17 protein-coding genes and 1 pseudogene are annotated in these 16219 nt (G+C 62.4%); 9 read left to right on the top strand and 9 right to left on the bottom strand.

Annotated elements, in window-relative coordinates; all coding sequences use genetic code 11:
• Positions 1-11: 11 nt before the first annotated feature.
• From ACSW29_RS20165 to ACSW29_RS20155, 3 genes are all read right to left on the bottom strand, one after another.
• Positions 12-323, bottom strand: coding sequence for an EthD family reductase (locus ACSW29_RS20165; protein WP_003943191.1), 312 nt, complete (start codon positions 321-323; stop codon positions 12-14).
• A 6-nt stretch (positions 324-329) separates the two neighbouring features.
• A complete protein-coding gene (paaZ, locus tag ACSW29_RS20160; protein ID WP_448278112.1) occupies positions 330-2372 on the bottom strand; it encodes a phenylacetic acid degradation bifunctional protein PaaZ in 2043 nt (680 codons plus the stop codon).
• A gap of 88 nt (positions 2373-2460) precedes the next feature.
• Positions 2461-3072 carry a TetR/AcrR family transcriptional regulator gene (locus tag ACSW29_RS20155; RefSeq protein ID WP_029256504.1) on the bottom strand — a complete coding sequence of 204 codons (612 nt, stop codon included), beginning with the start codon at positions 3070-3072 and terminating at the stop codon, positions 2461-2463.
• A gap of 107 nt (positions 3073-3179) precedes the next feature.
• Here ACSW29_RS20155 and ACSW29_RS20150 point away from each other — a divergent pair, with 107 nt between their 5' ends.
• From ACSW29_RS20150 to paaK, 9 genes and pseudogenes are all read left to right on the top strand, one after another.
• Complete coding sequence (locus tag ACSW29_RS20150) at positions 3180-3908, top strand: enoyl-CoA hydratase/isomerase family protein (protein WP_007730615.1); 729 nt, start codon at positions 3180-3182, stop codon at positions 3906-3908.
• A pseudogene (locus ACSW29_RS20145) lies at positions 3905-4762 on the top strand (3-hydroxyacyl-CoA dehydrogenase family protein). The gene ACSW29_RS20150 and the pseudogene ACSW29_RS20145 overlap by 4 nt, the downstream one beginning before the upstream one ends.
• Positions 4763-4789: 27 nt before the next feature.
• Positions 4790-5575: an enoyl-CoA hydratase/isomerase family protein gene (locus ACSW29_RS20140; RefSeq protein ID WP_448278111.1), complete on the top strand. Its 786-nt coding sequence runs from the start codon at positions 4790-4792 to the stop codon at positions 5573-5575.
• A 91-nt stretch (positions 5576-5666) separates the two neighbouring features.
• Positions 5667-6635 (top strand): 1,2-phenylacetyl-CoA epoxidase subunit PaaA, encoded by a 969-nt coding sequence (paaA, locus tag ACSW29_RS20135; RefSeq protein WP_317826048.1) that lies wholly within the window; start codon positions 5667-5669, stop codon positions 6633-6635.
• Positions 6632-6949, top strand: a complete 318-nt coding sequence (gene paaB / locus ACSW29_RS20130; RefSeq protein ID WP_003942879.1) for a 1,2-phenylacetyl-CoA epoxidase subunit PaaB — start codon at positions 6632-6634, stop codon at positions 6947-6949. The genes paaA and paaB overlap by 4 nt, the downstream gene beginning before the upstream one ends.
• A 29-nt stretch (positions 6950-6978) precedes the next feature.
• The gene (gene paaC / locus ACSW29_RS20125; protein WP_230817296.1) at positions 6979-7896 is read left to right on the top strand and encodes a 1,2-phenylacetyl-CoA epoxidase subunit PaaC; all 918 of its coding nucleotides are present in this window, start codon (positions 6979-6981) and stop codon (positions 7894-7896) included.
• Positions 7897-7961: 65 nt separating this feature from the next.
• The gene (gene paaD, locus ACSW29_RS20120; protein ID WP_317826141.1) at positions 7962-8420 is read left to right on the top strand and encodes a 1,2-phenylacetyl-CoA epoxidase subunit PaaD; all 459 of its coding nucleotides are present in this window, start codon (positions 7962-7964) and stop codon (positions 8418-8420) included.
• A 4-nt stretch (positions 8421-8424) separates the two neighbouring features.
• Positions 8425-9504 carry a 1,2-phenylacetyl-CoA epoxidase subunit PaaE gene (gene paaE / locus ACSW29_RS20115; protein ID WP_317826046.1) on the top strand — a complete coding sequence of 360 codons (1080 nt, stop codon included), beginning with the start codon at positions 8425-8427 and terminating at the stop codon, positions 9502-9504.
• Between the two features lie 41 nt (positions 9505-9545).
• Positions 9546-10847 carry a phenylacetate--CoA ligase PaaK gene (paaK, locus tag ACSW29_RS20110; protein WP_448278110.1) on the top strand — a complete coding sequence of 434 codons (1302 nt, stop codon included), beginning with the start codon at positions 9546-9548 and terminating at the stop codon, positions 10845-10847.
• Positions 10848-10849: 2 nt separating this feature from the next.
• Here paaK and ACSW29_RS20105 read toward each other — a convergent pair whose 3' ends face one another.
• The 6 genes from ACSW29_RS20105 to ACSW29_RS20080 form a co-directional block, all read right to left on the bottom strand.
• Positions 10850-11473: a LysE family translocator gene (locus ACSW29_RS20105; protein WP_230817299.1), complete on the bottom strand. Its 624-nt coding sequence runs from the start codon at positions 11471-11473 to the stop codon at positions 10850-10852.
• 92 nt (positions 11474-11565) lie between these two features.
• The gene (locus tag ACSW29_RS20100) at positions 11566-12759 is read right to left on the bottom strand and encodes a globin domain-containing protein (RefSeq protein WP_317826044.1); all 1194 of its coding nucleotides are present in this window, start codon (positions 12757-12759) and stop codon (positions 11566-11568) included.
• Between the two features lie 31 nt (positions 12760-12790).
• Positions 12791-13240, bottom strand: coding sequence for an RrF2 family transcriptional regulator (locus tag ACSW29_RS20095; RefSeq protein WP_042446409.1), 450 nt, complete (start codon positions 13238-13240; stop codon positions 12791-12793).
• A 119-nt stretch (positions 13241-13359) separates the two neighbouring features.
• Positions 13360-14490 (bottom strand): galactokinase, encoded by a 1131-nt coding sequence (gene galK, locus ACSW29_RS20090; RefSeq protein WP_317826042.1) that lies wholly within the window; start codon positions 14488-14490, stop codon positions 13360-13362.
• A complete protein-coding gene (gene galT, locus ACSW29_RS20085; protein WP_317826041.1) occupies positions 14490-15590 on the bottom strand; it encodes a galactose-1-phosphate uridylyltransferase in 1101 nt (366 codons plus the stop codon). Before galT ends, galK begins: the two co-directional genes overlap by 1 nt.
• Positions 15587-16213 carry an SMI1/KNR4 family protein gene (locus ACSW29_RS20080; RefSeq protein ID WP_448278109.1) on the bottom strand — a complete coding sequence of 209 codons (627 nt, stop codon included), beginning with the start codon at positions 16211-16213 and terminating at the stop codon, positions 15587-15589. Before ACSW29_RS20080 ends, galT begins: the two co-directional genes overlap by 4 nt.
• Between the last annotated feature and the right edge of the window lie 6 nt (positions 16214-16219).

Genomic DNA, 16219 nt, shown 5'->3' with positions numbered 1-16219 from the left:
ACTGCAGGGGTCTAGAGGACCGAGACAACTTCCTGGACATACATGTCGACCGTGCCGGTGGCAAAGTTTGCGACGTCTTTTCCAGCGGCGCCCATCTCCGGGGACTTCAGGCCGCTCTGCATCGTCTCGAGATCGGGAAACACGAGGTTGGCGACGGCGTAGAAGACTGGATCGGAGCCGTCCAGCGTCGAGCACTTGCTGAACGTGAAGTCCGAGAGCCCTGGCACTGCGCTGGCGAGCGGGACGTGGATCTCGTTGTAGTACTTGTCGAAAGCCTCCGGATCGGTGGGGCGTCCGTAACACACTGCTACTCGATAGGTCATGTGCTTTCAATTCCCTTCGGGGCGAGTCTTGGCTACCAGAGTCAGGACGTCGTATGTCGCGACCGGATCGTTGTCCTGGTTCGTCACCACGGCATCCCAACGAACCTCACCGTAGTCGGCGCTGCTGCGAGGTGTGATGGTCTTGGCTGTGAGGGTGACCGTCAGGCGGTCCTCGGCTTTCACCGGAGTCAGGAACCTGAGGCTGTCCACGCCGAAGTTCGCGAGAACCGGGCCGGGAGCCGGGTCGACGAACAGGCCCGCAGCGAGTGAGACAACCAGATAGCCGTGCGCGACGATGCCGCCGAACAGTGGATTCGCCGCTGCGGCCGCCGGATCGGTGTGAGCGTAGAAGGTGTCACCGGTGAACTCTGCAAAATGATCGATGTCTGCGAGTGTGACTTGGCGCGGACCGCCGACAACAGTGTCGCCGATCTTCAACTCGGCGAGACTCTTTCGGAATGGATGTTCGGATTCGGTCGTGCGCTGCGACCCGGTGAACCAGCGCTCGCCGACCGCGGTGAGCACGTCGGGTGTGCCCTGTACCGCGGTCCGCTGCATGTGGTGCAGAACTCCGCGGATGCCACCGAGCTCCTCGCCGCCGCCGGCACGGCCGGGACCGCCGTGTACGAGGACTGGAAGGGGAGAGCCGTGGCCGGTGGATTCGTTGGCGTCGTCGCGGTTCAGCACGAGCACTCTGCCGTGAAAAGCTGCGAGGCCCAGCACCAGTCGACGTGCGATGTCGGTGTCGGCAGTGACCACCGAGGCGACAAGGCTTCCTTCGCCACGGGCCGCGAGTTCGATCGCATGATCGATGCCGTCGTATCCGATGACGGTGCTGACGGGTCCGAAGGCCTCCAGCTCGTGTACCTCGTGCGCATTCTCTTCCGCCCGGAGAAGGACAGGGGAAAGGAAGGCTCCCGACTGGCCGTCGGCACCGACCACGTCGACGTTGTCCGGGTCTCCGAATACGATAGTTGCCGACTTCGTCAGACCGCGAATGGATTTCAAGACCTCGTCACGCTGTTCGATGCTGGCGAGAGCTCCCATCGTGACGCCATCAGCATCGGGGTGCCCCACGACCACTTTGTTCAGTCGCTCGGATGCTGCATCGACAACGGCGTCGACCAGCGAGACCGGGACCAGGGCGCGCCGGATCGCCGTGCACTTCTGGCCCGCCTTGACCGTCATTTCGGTGACGAGTTGTTTGACGTACAAATCGAATTCGGGTGTTCCGGGCACAGCGTCCTCGCCAAGGATCGACGCGTTGAGTGAATCGGCCTCGGCATTGAAATGGACGCCCTTGCCGACGACGTTCGGGTGAGCACGCAGCGTTGCGGCGGTGTCGGCGGATCCGGTGAATGCCACTGAGTCCTGCCCGCCGAGGTGATCGAGGAGGCCGCGTGCACTACCGGAGAGCAGTTGGACGGAACCCTCCGGGAGCAAGCCTGATTCGATGATGCGCCGGAAGACGAGTTCGGTGAGATATGCCGTGGAACTGGCAGGTTTGACGATGGACGGCACCCCCGCGATGAATGCCGGTGCCAGCTTCTCCAGGAACCCCCACACCGGGAAATTGAAGGCGTTGATCTGTACGGCGACGCCGCGACGTGATGTATAGATGTGTTGCCCGAGGAAAGTTCCGCCCTTGCCCAGAGTTTCGACGTTTCCGTCCAGATAGACTGTGCTGTCGGGCAATTCGCGCCGAGCCTTGCTCGCGTAGCTCAGCAGGGTCCCGAATCCGCCGTCGATGTCCACGCCGGAATCTCGCGTCGTCGCACCGGTGGCAGTGGAGAGTGCGTAGAACTCGGCTTTTCCTGCCATCAACGTGAGGGCGAGAGCCTTGAGCGCGCCGGCACGTTCGTGGAAGGTCATCGCAGACAGTGCAGGTCCACCGACCTCGCGTGCGTACGTAACCATCTCGGCGAGGTCGACGCCGGTTGCGGAGATCCGGGCCACCTCCGATCCGTCCACTGCGCTCGGCAACGGGGTACCTGCGTCCGGTGCGGCGTACCACTGACCGGCTACATAGCTTTCCAACAGTCTGCTCACGACAACTCCATCTCACCGTACGTTCGGTCGGTAATTACGATCGCCCGGTAACGCCGCGTTGTCAAGGATTCGGCAGAACTGCCTGGAATCAGGCCTTACGAAGTCCGTCGAAAGTGACGGCGACGACCGCGTCGGCAATGTCGGAGACGGACTCACCCGTGCGAGGTTTGTACCACTCGATCAGCGAGTTGACGGTGCCGAACATCAGCTTGCTGGCGAGGGCTGGTTCAATGTCCGGACGCAGGTCGCCCTCCGCTGCGGCTGACGAGACGAGGCCTCCGACGAAGTTGTCGAATTCGCGCCGACGGGCGAGTGCGGCCCGTTCGACCGTCGTGTTGCCGCGGACGCGCAGGAGCAGAGTGACGTACGGAAGCTCTGCTACCAGCACCTCTACGCTGCGCCGGACCAGGTATTCGAGTCGGTCGATGTAGGGGCCGGTGGTGGCACCCTCTTCGGTCGTGACCGCAAACAGTGCGTTGAGCGCACGGGAAAGAGCAAGTTCGAGGAGTTCCGACTTTCCGGACACATGGTGGTAGATCGAGGACTTCGTGATGCCGAGTTTCTTGGCGAGCACCTCCATGCTGGCGCCGTCGTAGCCCTTGTCGTTGAACACCTTCACGGCCACGGCGAGGAGCGAATCGAGGTCGTAGCCGGGACGTCCGGGGAGGCCGGTGCGTCGAGTGGGGCGTGCCGTAGTCATGTCCCCATCTTCTCAGTTCGGGCAAAGCTGTGCACCATCCTCGTTTTCGCCCTTGCCAAACGACCGAATGTTCGGTTACTAATGTAGAAGAGTGAGAAGGAGTGAATGTGAACACCCTGCACGTGGACGAGCGCGAGGATCGCGTCGTGGTCACCCTCGACAGGCCCGCGCAACGCAACGCGATCAACGCGGAAATGATCGACGAACTGCATCAGGTGTGTGGACGCCTCGAACGGGATCCGAAGCTGCTCCTGCTCGCCGGGCGCGGAGACCACTTCGCGGGCGGCGCTGACATCGCGGAGCTCCGAGAGCGCGGACGAGAGGAAGCGTTCGCGGGTATCAACCGCACGCTGTTCGACCGCATCGGAAAGCTCCCGCTTCCCACCGTGGCCGCCGTGAGCGGCTACGCGCTCGGCGGTGGGGCAGAGTTGACCTACGCCTGCGACATTCGCATCGCGACAACCACGGCGGTCTTCGGGAATCCGGAGCCCAATCTCGGCATAATGGCAGCCGCAGGCGCCAGCTATCGGCTGCCGAAGCTCGTCGGCGTCTCGATCGCGAAGCAGGTGCTCCTCGGTGCCAGGAACCTCGACGCCGAGCAGGCGCTACGAGCGGGCCTGGTTGTCGAGGTAACCGAACCGAACTGCCACGTCGACGCAGCGCATCGGCTGCTCGACCGCATTTCCCGACTGTCCCCGCTGGCTCTGCGATTGACCAAGATCATCGTCGACGCGCCGGGATCGCATCCGTTTGCCGACGACATCGCCCAGGCCGTCCTGTTCGAGAGTTCGGACAAGCGCGATCGCATGACGGCCTTCCTGGAGAAGAAATCATGACTGAAGCAGTTGCGCCGAAGACCGTCGGAGTCATCGGCGGTGGACGCATGGGTGCGGGTATCGCCCAGGTGTTCGCCAGTCTCGGCGGGGCGGTCACCATCGCGGAGAGCGGCGACACCGCGGCCGCGTTGCAGCGTGTTTCCACCGGCCTCGATAGAGCCCACTAGCGAGGGAAACTCGACGACCAGGACCCCGCGACTGTGCTGGCGCGCGTGAGCACCGTGGACGCAGTGACCTCGTTGCCGCCGTCGCTCGACTTGATCGTCGAGGCGGTCCCGGAAATTGCGGCCCTCAAGGTCGAGGTTCTCGCCGCTGCCGAAACCGTTGCCGGAGAACGCACCGTGATCGCCAGCAACACCAGTTCAATGTCGATCACCGAACTCGGCGCAGCGCTGACGGATCCGAGCCGGTTCATCGGTATGCACTTCTTCAATCCTGTCCCGGCGTCGCTGTTGGTTGAGATCGTCCGGGCGCCTCAGACCCGCCCCGAGGTTGTCGACTCGGTACGAGCGTGGGTGTCGATGCTCGGCAAAGCCGAGGTGCTCGTCAACGACTCACCTGGTTTTGCGACCAGCCGGCTTGGCGTCGGTCTCGGGCTCGAAGCCATCCGAATGCTCGAAGAGGGTGTGGCGGACGCGGAATCGATCGACCGGGCCATGGAATTGGGGTATCGGCATCCGATGGGCCCGCTGCGTTCGACAGATCTGGTCGGGTTGGATGTGCGCCTGGCGATCGCCGAGCACCTCGCGCGCACACTCGGCGATCGATTTGCGCCTCCCGCACTGCTGCGAGAGAAGGTCGCTCGCGGCGAGTTGGGGCGCAAGACAGGACAGGGTTTTCACACATGGAGCTGAACCGAACTGCCTGCGAAAGGAACATCGATGACTGACGTGATTCGCTTGGAGATCGAGCGAGGTTTGGCGACAATCACTCTCGACCGGCCGAAGGCCGCCAACGCCGTCAACGGCGAGATGAAGGCTCAGCTGCTCGAAGCGTTGCTGCAGGTCCACACGGACGCAGACGTTCGAGCGGTGTTGATTCTCGCCGAAGGCAAGAACTTCTGCGTCGGTCAGGATCTGGGCGAGCACGCGGCAGCGTTGGATGCTGATCCGGCTCACGCGATGGATACCGTCGCCGCACACTACAACCCCATCGTCACGGCGCTGTCGACGCTCTCTGTTCCGGTGGTGGTGGGTATCGGCGGGGCCTGCGTCGGGGCCGGGTTGGGAATCGCGTTGGCAGGGGACATCCGTGTCGTGGGGGCTCGCGCCAGCTTTGCGACGGCATTCACCGGCATCGGTCTGGCCAGTGACTCCGGGCTCAGTCATGTGCTCGTGCATGCGCTCGGACCGAGCCGCGCCAGTGGCCTGATGTTGCTCGGCGACAAGTTCGACGCGCAGAGTGCATTGGAGTGGGGATTGGTCCATCGGGTGGTGGCCGACGAGGACGTTGCGGCCGAGGCTCGCTCGGTTGCCCGTCGACTTGCCGACGGACCCACCGCCGCCTTCGTGCACGTGAAATCACTGATCAGGGCCGCCGCTCCTGGGCTTCCCCAGGCGCTGGAGGCCGAGGCGAGTGCGCAGGTGGAGTTGGGTTCCACGGCAGATCATCAAGGCGCTGTCGCGGCGTTCCTGTCGAAGCAGAATCCGGTTTTCGAGGGCCGCTGATTCGATTGCTCTGAAAGATTCTCTTGTGTGCTGGGACACCTCGGTGCATACTAGTTACCAACCGATCATTCGGTAATAAAAGGTAGGTACGATGACCAACGTGGAAGCTCCACAAGACCTGCAGAACTTGTTCGACGAGACGATCGCGGCAGACCAGCGCATCGAGCCTCGCGACTGGATGCCGGACGGCTACCGCAAGACTCTGATCCGTCAGGTTGCCCAGCACGCGCACTCCGAGATCATCGGGATGCAGCCCGAAGGAAACTGGCTCACCCGGGCGCCGTCGCTGCGACGCAAGGCGATCCTGATGGCGAAGGTGCAGGATGAAGCCGGGCACGGTCTGTATCTCTACTCCGCGGCCGAGACGCTCGGTGCCGATCGCGGCGATCTGACCACCAAACTGATCGAGGGAAAGCAGAAGTACTCCTCGATCTTCAACTATCCGACACTGACCTACGCCGACGTGGGAGTGATCGGCTGGCTGGTCGACGGAGCCGCTATCTGCAATCAGGTTCCACTGTGCCGCAGCTCCTTCGGGCCGTATGCGCGCGCGATGATCCGTGTGTGCAAGGAGGAATCGTTCCATCAGCGGCAAGGCTTCGAGCTGTTGGCGACGATGATGCGAGGCACGGACGCTCAACGCGCGATGGTGCAGGAAGCCGTCGACCGATGGTGGTGGCCCGCTCTGATGATGTTCGGACCCCCGGATGACGAGTCGCCGAACACCGAACAGTCGATGAAGTGGCGCATCAAGCGACACACGAACGACGAACTGCGACAGCGATTTGTCGACATGTCGATACCGCAGGCCGAGGTACTCGGTGTGAGCTTCCCCGATCCCGATCTGCGCTGGAACCCCGAACGTGGTGCACACGATTTCGGTGAGCCGGACTGGAGTGAATTCATGGACGTGGTCCGCGGTAACGGTGCGGCCAGCGTCGAGCGGATCGCCAATCGGAAAGCTGCCCACGACAACGGGGCCTGGGTCCGTGACGCCGCCTACGCCTTTGCACAGCGCGAGAGAGTCGCGCACGATCTCACGACCGGGGAAACATCATGAGCGAAAACGATCAGGTACAAGGCGATCAGGTACGGGGCGAATGGCCTTTGTACGAGGTGTTTCTGCGGGGAAAGCGCGGACTGAACCACGTGCATGTCGGGTCCCTGCGTGCGGCAGACGATCAGATGGCCCTACGCCACGCGCGCGACGTCTACACCAGACGTAACGAAGGCGTGAGTATCTGGGTCGTGCCTTCCGCGAACATCGTGGCTTCGAGTCCGGCGGAGAAGGATCCGTTCTTCGCGCCGAGTGGAGACAAGGTCTACCGGCACCCGACCTTCTACGACATCCCGGACTCCGTTCCCCACATGTGAGAAACCACTTCGACTTCGAGGACCAACAGATGAACGATCACGACAGTGCCTACGACGGCCTGGTCGACGGCGACGGCCACGGTCAGTGGGCGTTCGGAACCAGCTTCGACGACCCCCTCGCCGGAGTCGACACCACGGTGCCGGATGACGTCGATCTCGGTGCTCTGGCGCGCTACTGCCTCATGCTCGGCGACGACGCGCTCGTCAGTTCGCAGCGCCTCGCCGAATGGTCGACGCGGGCACCGGAACTCGAAGAAGAGGTGGCTCTCGCGAATGTCGGCCTGGACCTGATCGGGCAGGCCAGGCTGCTGCTTGCTCGCGCGGCAGCAGCCGATTCCAATGTGGTTCCGTTCATCTCGGATACGTCACCGGTGCCGGCCGAAGATGCGCTCGCTTTCTTTCGTGATCAGTTCGGTTTCCGCAACGTGAGACTGGTGGAGCTCGCCAACGGCGACTTCGCGCACACGGTCGTTCGGCTACTCGTGTTCTCGACCTGGCGGCTGGCGCTGTTCGATCGGCTCCGCACATCGCGGGATCCGGTTCTCGCTGCCGTGGCGAACAAAGGTGTCAAGGAACTGACCTATCACCGCGACTACGCGGCAAGATGGGTCGTCACCTTGGGGGCCGGCACGGCAGAGTCCAAGCGTCGTACAGCCGCAGCCCTGCTCGAGATTTTCCCGTTCGTGGACGAACTCTTTGTTCCCACCCAGGACGAACTCGTTTTGGCAGAAGTTGGCGTCGGAGTGGATCCGCGTACTGTTCGGCCGGAGTTCGACGCTGTTCTTGCCCAGGTCCTGCACGCTGCCGAAATGGAAGAACCCCCTGCACGTTTCTCCGGTTTCGTCGGCGGCCGCGGTGGACGTGCCGGATTGCATACCGGGGCACTGGGACTGCTTCTCGCCGAAATGCAGAGCGTCGCTCGGGAGCACCCGGAAGGGGTGTGGTGACCGTGGCTGCCACTGCCGTCTCTTCCACTGCCGTCTCTTCCGCGCGGGAGATCGTCGCCTCGGTGATGGATCCGGAGATGCCACTGTTGACTTTGGTCGATCTCGGCGTCATCCGATCGGTCGACGTCGAAGCGAACTTCGTCTGTGTGACAATCACTCCCACCTATTCTGGGTGTCCCGCAATGGCGACGATGCGAGACGACATCGAGCACAAGCTGAACGATGCGGGATACGGCAGCGTCCAGATCAAGACTCAACTGTCGCCGCCTTGGAGTTCGGATTGGATCAGCGAAGAGGGGCTCGCGAAACTTCGGACGGCTGGGTACTCGGTGCCGGGGGCAGCGCCGCGCCGCACCTCGGGGCCGATCGCATTGACCTTGACGGCCAAGCCCCGCGGCATCCTCTGCCCCCAGTGCGGTTCGGCAAACACCAGACTGAGTTCGGAATTCGGTGCGACCCTGTGCAAAGCGCTGTATCGCTGCCTCGACTGCCTCGAGCCGTTCGATCACGTGAAGGAGATCTGAACAGATGAGTACCGCAACGACGAACCGGAACAAACCCTTTCACCCGTTGACGGTTGCCGGTGTCGAATCACTGTGCGACGACGCAGTTGCCGTCACCTTCGACGTGCCTGCCGATATCGCCGATCAATTCGATTTCGGCGCCGGGCAGTCACTGACACTGCGGCGGATGATCGACGGCGTCGAACACCGTCGTTCCTACTCGATCTGTGCGCCGGTAGGGGCGTCTCCACGTGTGGGGGTCCGCGAAGTAGCAGACGGACTCTTCTCCACCTGGTTGGTGCGCGACGTCAAGGCCGGGGATCAAATCGACGTCCAGGGTCCTTCGGGCAATTTTGTCGCCGATCCGGCACTGGGTGGACGGCACGTTCTGATCGCGGCGGGCTCCGGCATCACGCCTATGTTGTCCATCGCTGCAACACTTTTGGCGAACCCGGACGCCGATGTCACCCTGCTGTACGGGAACAGGCGGACGCGCTCGGTGATGTTCGCCGAAGAGATCGCCGACCTGAAGGACCGGTACGGTGCGCGTCTGGACGTCATTCACGTTCTCTCGCGCGAGCCGCGGGAGGTCGAGTTGTTCTCGGGCCGTCTCGACGCCGACCGGTTGCGTGAGATATTCACCTCGCTGGTTCCTTGCGACCAGGTCGACGGCTTCTGGTTGTGTGGCCCGTTCGGGATGGTCAACGACGCCCAGGAAGTGCTGGCCGGCTTGGGAATTGCCAAGGATCGCATCCATCACGAGCTGTTCTACGTCGACGACGTCGCTCCGCCGGTCGCGGTGCATCGTGAGCGCGGAATTGTCGGACCGAGCAGCGAGGTGACGATTACTCTCGACGGTCGATCGACCACCGCGACGTTGCCACGCGACCAGTCGATTCTCGATGCGGCCGAACAGTACCGCTCGGATCTGCCCTTCGCGTGCAAGGGCGGAGTGTGCGGAACCTGCCGCGCCAAGGTCACCTGCGGTGATGTCGAGATGCTCAGGAACTACGCACTCGAAGACTACGAAGTCGACGCGGGTTTCGTGCTGACCTGCCAGACCTTTCCTGTCGGTGAACAGATAACAGTCGATTTCGACGCCTGACCGCCCGCACAGCGCCCTCACTGAGCCCACCGGAGACAATCATGACCGAACTCGCCACTGCTACTTCGCAAGAAATCGAATTTGCCAGTCGGGACCGCATTTCGACGCTCCAACTCGAGCGGATGCAATGGTCCCTGATGCACGCGTACACCAATGTTCCGCACTACCGCAAAGCTTTCGACGACGCCGGCGTTCACCCGAGCGACTTGAAGGACCTGAGCGATCTCGCGAAATTCCCCTTCACCACGAAAGCGGATCTGCGCGAGAACTACCCGTTCAAGATGTTTGCGGTGCCCCAGGACAAGGTCTCGCGAATTCACGCGTCTTCGGGGACCACCGGTCGCCCGACGGTGGTGGGGTACACGAGCAACGACCTGAACAACTGGGCCGATCTCATCGCGCGCAGTCTCTCGGCCGGCGGCGTGCGGTCTTCGGACAAGGTGCACGTGGCTTACGGGTACGGTCTGTTCACCGGCGGGTTGGGAGCACACTACGGTGCGGAGCGTTTGGGCTGCACGGTCATTCCCATGTCCGGTGGCATGACCGAGCGGCAGATCCAACTGATCGAGGACTTCGAACCCGACGCGATCATGGTGACGCCGTCGTACATGTTGACCATCGTGGATGCGATGATCAAGAAGGGTATTGATCCTTCGAAAACCTCGCTGCGGGTTGGAGTTTTCGGAGCGGAGCCGTGGACCGAACAGATGCGTACCGAGCTGGAACAACAACTCGACATGCACGCCGTCGACATCTACGGACTCTCCGAGATCATGGGCCCGGGCGTGGCAATGGAATGTGTGGAAACCAAAGACGGGCTCCATATCTGGGAAGACCACTTCTACCCGGAGATCATCGACCCGGTCACGGGTGAGGTGCTGCCGGACGGAGAGGAAGGTGAACTCGTTTTCACCTCGCTCACCAAGGAAGCGCTGCCTATCATTCGCTACCGAACCAGGGACCTGACCCGTCTGTTGCCAGGGACGGCGCGCTCGATGCGACGGATGCAGAAGGTCACCGGCCGGACCGACGACATGATCATCCTGCGTGGAGTCAATCTGTTCCCCACACAGATCGAAGAACTGATCCTGACCGTCCCCGCCCTCGCGCCTCAATTCCAGTGTGTACTGGACCGACCGGGTCGTATGGACACCCTGACAGTTCGCGTCGAGGCTCGCCCCGACGCGGCAATTTCGGACCATGCGGCAGCGTCGTCTGCATTGCAGAAGCTGGTGAAGAACAAGATCGGTGTCACGGTCGAGGTGAACGTTCTCGAACCCGGCGGACTCGAACGCTCGATCGGTAAGGCGCGTCGGCTGATCGACCAACGCCCGAAGGACTGAAACTACTCCAGCGCCATGCGGGTGGCGAAGATTCCGAGAATGCCACCAGCTAGCCACTTCTGAGCCCGCATCCATACCGGACGTGCCACGAGGAAGGTCGACACGGCCGCCGCACAGCACACGATCAACGCGTTGACGGTGACTGCGACCAGGATCTGCACGCCGCCGAGTACGAGTGCCTGTTGCCAGACCGGGCCAGCAGTGGGATCGACGAACTGGGGGATCAGGGCCGCGTACATCAGCGCAATCTTGGGATTGAGCAGATTGGTGGTCAACCCCATCCCGAACAGACGGCCGCTACCGTGGCGGTCGACTTCGCCCACCTCGAAGGCTGACTTCCCACCCGGCCGGAGTGTCGACCAGGCGAGATAGGCCAGATACAGGGCGCCGCCGATTTTCACCGCGGTGAACACCGCGGGTACGGCGAAGAGAACCGCTGTCAGTCCAGCGCACGTGGCGGCGAGGTAGACCAGGAAACCGGTTGCGACTCCTCCGAGCGAGATCAAGCCTGCCCGGCGGCCCTGGCTGATGCTGCGTGACACCAGGTAGATCATGTTGGGGCCCGGTGTCAGAACCATCGCCAGGGCTATCAGCGCGACTCCCGTCATCGACGCTGACGTGATCATGTCGGTCTCCCACTACTCGGTATGAATGTTTCGTCGAGTACACAAGGGATTGCCGTGGCGGGCCAAGGTCCAGTTCGCAGACAGTGGTCCGCTCAGGTATTGGCCCAGCTGTCCGGTCCGAAGACCTCGTAGTGGATATTCTGCGCCGGGACGTCCCGTTCGAGCAACGATGCGCGCATCGCCAACATGAACGGCATCGGCCCGCACAGGAAGGCTTGGGTATCGGGCTCCACCGCAATGTCTTGCAAATCCGCCCGTCCTTCGTGAACAGATCCGAACGCCACGTGCGTGCCGAGATCCTCGTACCAACGATGCAAAGTTGCGGCGGGAATCTTGTCGACGAGTGTGCTGAGTTCCGCGCGGTGAGCATGGTCCGCGATGGATCGATCAGCATGAATGACGGAGACCGAACGCTCGGCGCCGGTGTCCACGAGATGATTGAGCATCCCGATCATCGGTGTGCAACCGATTCCGGCCGACGCGAGTAGGAGAGGTGAGTTGTCATCCGGCATGGTGAGATCACCGAAAGGTGTGGTGACGGAGAGTTCCTGCCCTTCGAATACGTTGTTGTAGAGGAAGTTAGACACTTCGCCATCAGGAGTGCCGGAGATTCGCTTGACGCTGATCCGCCAGTCTGCGCTGCTCGGTATCGAACACAGGCTGTATTGGCGGATCTGGCGAGCGCCGTCGGGCAGCGTAACCCCGACCGAAAGATACTGTCCGGGTGCGAAGGTGGGGAGTGCACTGCCGTCGAGCGAAGTGAGCGTCAGGGAGACGGTATCGGCGGACTGAAGAACTCGTTCGCTGATCCTGACCGTGCGCCAGACGTCACCGGCTTCGACTCCGGCGAGCTGGTAGAGGCCACGCTCCATCGTGATGAGGGTTTCGGCCATCAGCCAGTAGACTTCGTCCCAGGCTGCTGCGACGTCGGGAGTGACTGCATCGCCGAGTATTTCGACGATTGCGGCGAAGAGGTGTTCGTGGACGATCGCATACTGGTCGGGGGTGATGCCCAACGACGCGTGCTTGTGAGCGATACGGGAAAGAATGAGATCAACCTTGGCGCTGTCGGGTTCGAGCTGTAATGTCGCGAATGCTGCGATAGCGCCCGCGAGTGCTTTCTGCTGTTCACCCTGCTTCTGATTGCCTCGATTGAACAGATCGCGTTCGAGCTCGGGATGTGCGTCGAACATCTTGCGGTAGAACAGGGTTGTGATATCGCCGATAGCGGCGCCGACCACGGGAAGGGTGGCGCGAATGACCTCGGTTGACTGTGGGGAAAGCATGAGCTGCTCCGTTCGGTCGAAATTCGATTGATCAGCCTGCTTCGTCGCTCCGAGTGGTGAGGCGAAGCAGAACAGTCTTGGACGGCTGACGGATGACGTCTTCGATCGTGACCGCGTCGAGTGAGACGAAAAACGCTTCCTGCGCGTCACGCAATGCACTTCGAAGGAGGCAACCGCCGCGCAGTGGGCACGGCTTGTCGCCTTCGCAGTCGACGACCTCGCCTGGCCCTTCGAGGCGTCGGGCCAGCCAGCCGATGGTGGCGGTGCGGCCGAGTTCGGTGATGGAAAGCCCACCGCCGCGGCCACGTCTGGTTGTGACGATGCCCAACTCGCCGAGCCGTGTAACCACTTTGGTGGCATGGGAGTACGACACGTTGAGCTGCTGCGCAACATCCCGGGTACTGGGGGAGGCATCCGCGTCGAGTACGGCCAACCGCATGACGACGCGCAATCCCAGATCGGTGAACTGCGTCAGTTGCATGATCTGAACCTACATAATTCGCATCTGAGATGACTATTTATGTGAGGGGGATCTCGAGGTGCCCCAACCGGGGCGAACGGTACGTTTGGCGCCGTCCGTGCGCTGAACGTACCGTTCGCTCACAACCGGGTGGCCGAACCCCCGGCAACGGCGGTGAGAAAGTGGGGTGCTCGCCAGCCTCGCGCTGCAAATTCGCGGTTCACCGACGCGGTGACCTCCGCACCGCTTCCTTCCGGAACCAACGCGATGGCCGAGCCTCCGAATCCGCCGCCGGTCATCCGGGCGCCGATCGCACCGCCGCGTCGTGCTGCGGCAACGGCGACGTCGAGTTCTTCGCACGAGGCCTCGAAGTCGTCACGCAACGACGCATGGGATTCGTCGAACAGCTTTCCGACGTCACTGAATCTGCTGCTGCGCAGAAGTTCTGCGGTTTTCCGTGTCCGCTCGATCTCGGTCACGACGTGCCGTGCCCGCGCCCGGAGGATCGGATCTCGCACTGTCTCGGCTTGGTCTGCAGTAGCCTCTCGCAAGCTGCCGACGCCGAGAGCCTTTGCAGCGTCGACGCATTGGGAGCGGCGCAACCCGTACTGTCCGTCCGCGAGCGAGTGTTTGACCCGAGTGTCGACGACGATCAGTTCGAAGCCGGCATTGTGGAGATCGAATGGAATGGGTTCGGTGGATCCGTCCTGGCAGTCCAGCAGCAACGCAGTCGAGGGTCTGGCAAAGAGGGCAATGGTTTGGTCCATCCCGCCGGTCGGTGCGCCGACGCCCTCGTTCTCCGCTCGGATGCAAACCTTCACCAGCTGATCTCGGGTAAACGGCGAACCGTGAAGATCGTTGACGGCCAACGCAACAGAGCAGGTGAGGGCAGCGGAGCTCGACAGTCCGGCCCCGACCGGTACCGACGAGTCGACTGTCAGATCGATTCCACCGAGGGGAAGACCTTCGCGCGCCAGCGACCAGATGACGGCCGTGGGGTAGGCGGCCCATCCAGCTGCGATGTCGCCGACGGACCCGGAGTATGTCTTGTCGGATTGCCGACTGTGTACGCGCACGGTCCTGTCGTTGCGCAGCGCGGCGGCTACCAGTGTTCGCTGCTCGAGAGCGGCGGGCAAGCACAAGCCGTTGTTGTAGTCGGTGTGCTCGCCGATGAGATTGACTCGACCGGGCGCCGCCCAGACCCCGGTTGCCGGATATCCGTAGGTGTCGTGGAACTGTTGGAGCACGGATTCTTTCGAGACTGGATCCACTATTTCAACTCCCGTAGGCGGGCCGCGACTGCCTCGGGAATGGCGTCGTTCACCCAGGCGCCCATGGCGGACTCGGACCCAGCGAGGTATTTGAGTTTGCCTGGTGCGCGCAAGATCGAGAACAGCTGAAGATGCAGTCGACCCAGAGGTCGGTCGATGCGGACGGGAGCTTGGTGCCAGGCCGCGATGTACGGTACCCGGTCGACGCCCGGATAGAAGCGATCGACACGGCGCAGGAGATCTTGGTAGACGACCGCAAGTTCCTCGCGCTCTTCGTCGTTCAACGAGGGAAGGTCCGGGATGTCGCGATGCGGTGCCAGGTGAATCTCGATGGGCCATCGTGCGGCGGTCGGGACATAGGCGCTCCAGTGATCGCCGTCGTAGATCAACCGGGTCCGGTCCTCTCGCTCGAACGCCAGAACGTCGGCGAGTAGTGAGCGACCGGTGCGCTCGAAGTGTTTGTCAGCTTGCGTCAGCATCGATCGGGTGCGTGGCGTGACATACGGGTACGCGTAGATCTGTCCGTGCGGATGGGTGAGTGTCACCCCGATCTCTTCGCCGCGGTTCTCGAAGCAGAAGACTTGTTCCACAACTGGATCCGCCGACAACTCTTCGGTCCGAGAAATCCATGCGCCCACAATCGTGCGCATGCGTTCGAGCGGAAGTTCGGCCACGGACGCCGTGTGATCGCTCGAGAAACACATCACTTCGCAGTGGCCGACCGCTGGTCGATCACCCAAACCGTCTCCGGGACTGTAAGCGGCATCCTGGGGTGCCGACGCAAAGCTCGGAAACCGATTCTCGAACACGGCGACGTCGTAGTCCGCATCGGGTATTTCTGTAGGCGTGCGTGTTTCGGTGGTCGGGCACAACGGGCATTCGGCAGTGGAGGGGAGATGGGTCCGTGTCATGCGATGGGAGGCCACGGTGATCCACTCGCCGGTGAGCACGTCGTACCTCATCCGAGACGAGTGGTCGAGCGTCGGCAATTCGCGGGTATCTCGTGCGGTGTGGGCGCGATTACGGCCGGCATCGTCGAAGTAGAAGATCTGACGCCCGTCGGCGAGGGGGCGTCGGTGCGGGTTCCGCTCTGGCGTCATGCGTCGACTTCCCATTCCAGAACACCCTTGCTGACAACGGGTTTCCACACTCCGATCGTGGATCCTGACTCCAACGCAGCGGCATGGGCGGCCAGCATGACCGAGATGGACGCCCAGATCGGCCCGCCGTTGTCGGTGGCATCGGACGAATACTCGGTCACACAATGATGGAGTGCGCCGCTGCGCGTGTCCACGAAGTAGTGGTACTCGTCCAGCCCGGCAAAGGGAATGAACGAAGGGATGAACATGGTTGCGGCAGTGCCGGCGTCGCGTTGATCGTGTCGATCCATCTCGTCCTCGGCATAGAGGTCGGGATTCTCGTAGATCGTCTCGTCCCACGTTTCGAGGAGAGTGAGACGAACTTCGGTTGCGACGTCGATGGGGTAGAAGAACTTGTCGGGGAGCACGCTGCCGAGGAAGAGTCCCGTCCGGTCGTCGTGGGTCAGGCTGCCGTTGTGCACCCGGTACAGGTCGCGAAGTTCCTGAGGCCAGGTGACGCCGGTCGAGGCCTCGAATTCTTGGATAACGGCGTCACCGAGCCCTGGCTGAAACGCTGCAGCCGTCACCGGTGCGTGTGTACGGCACCACGCTTCGATTCGGCTCCATTCGTTTGCAACGCTCATGGGCTT

Source organism: Rhodococcus sp. GB-02 (assembly GCF_053470465.1).
This window is presented reverse-complemented; position numbering and strand designations above follow the sequence as displayed.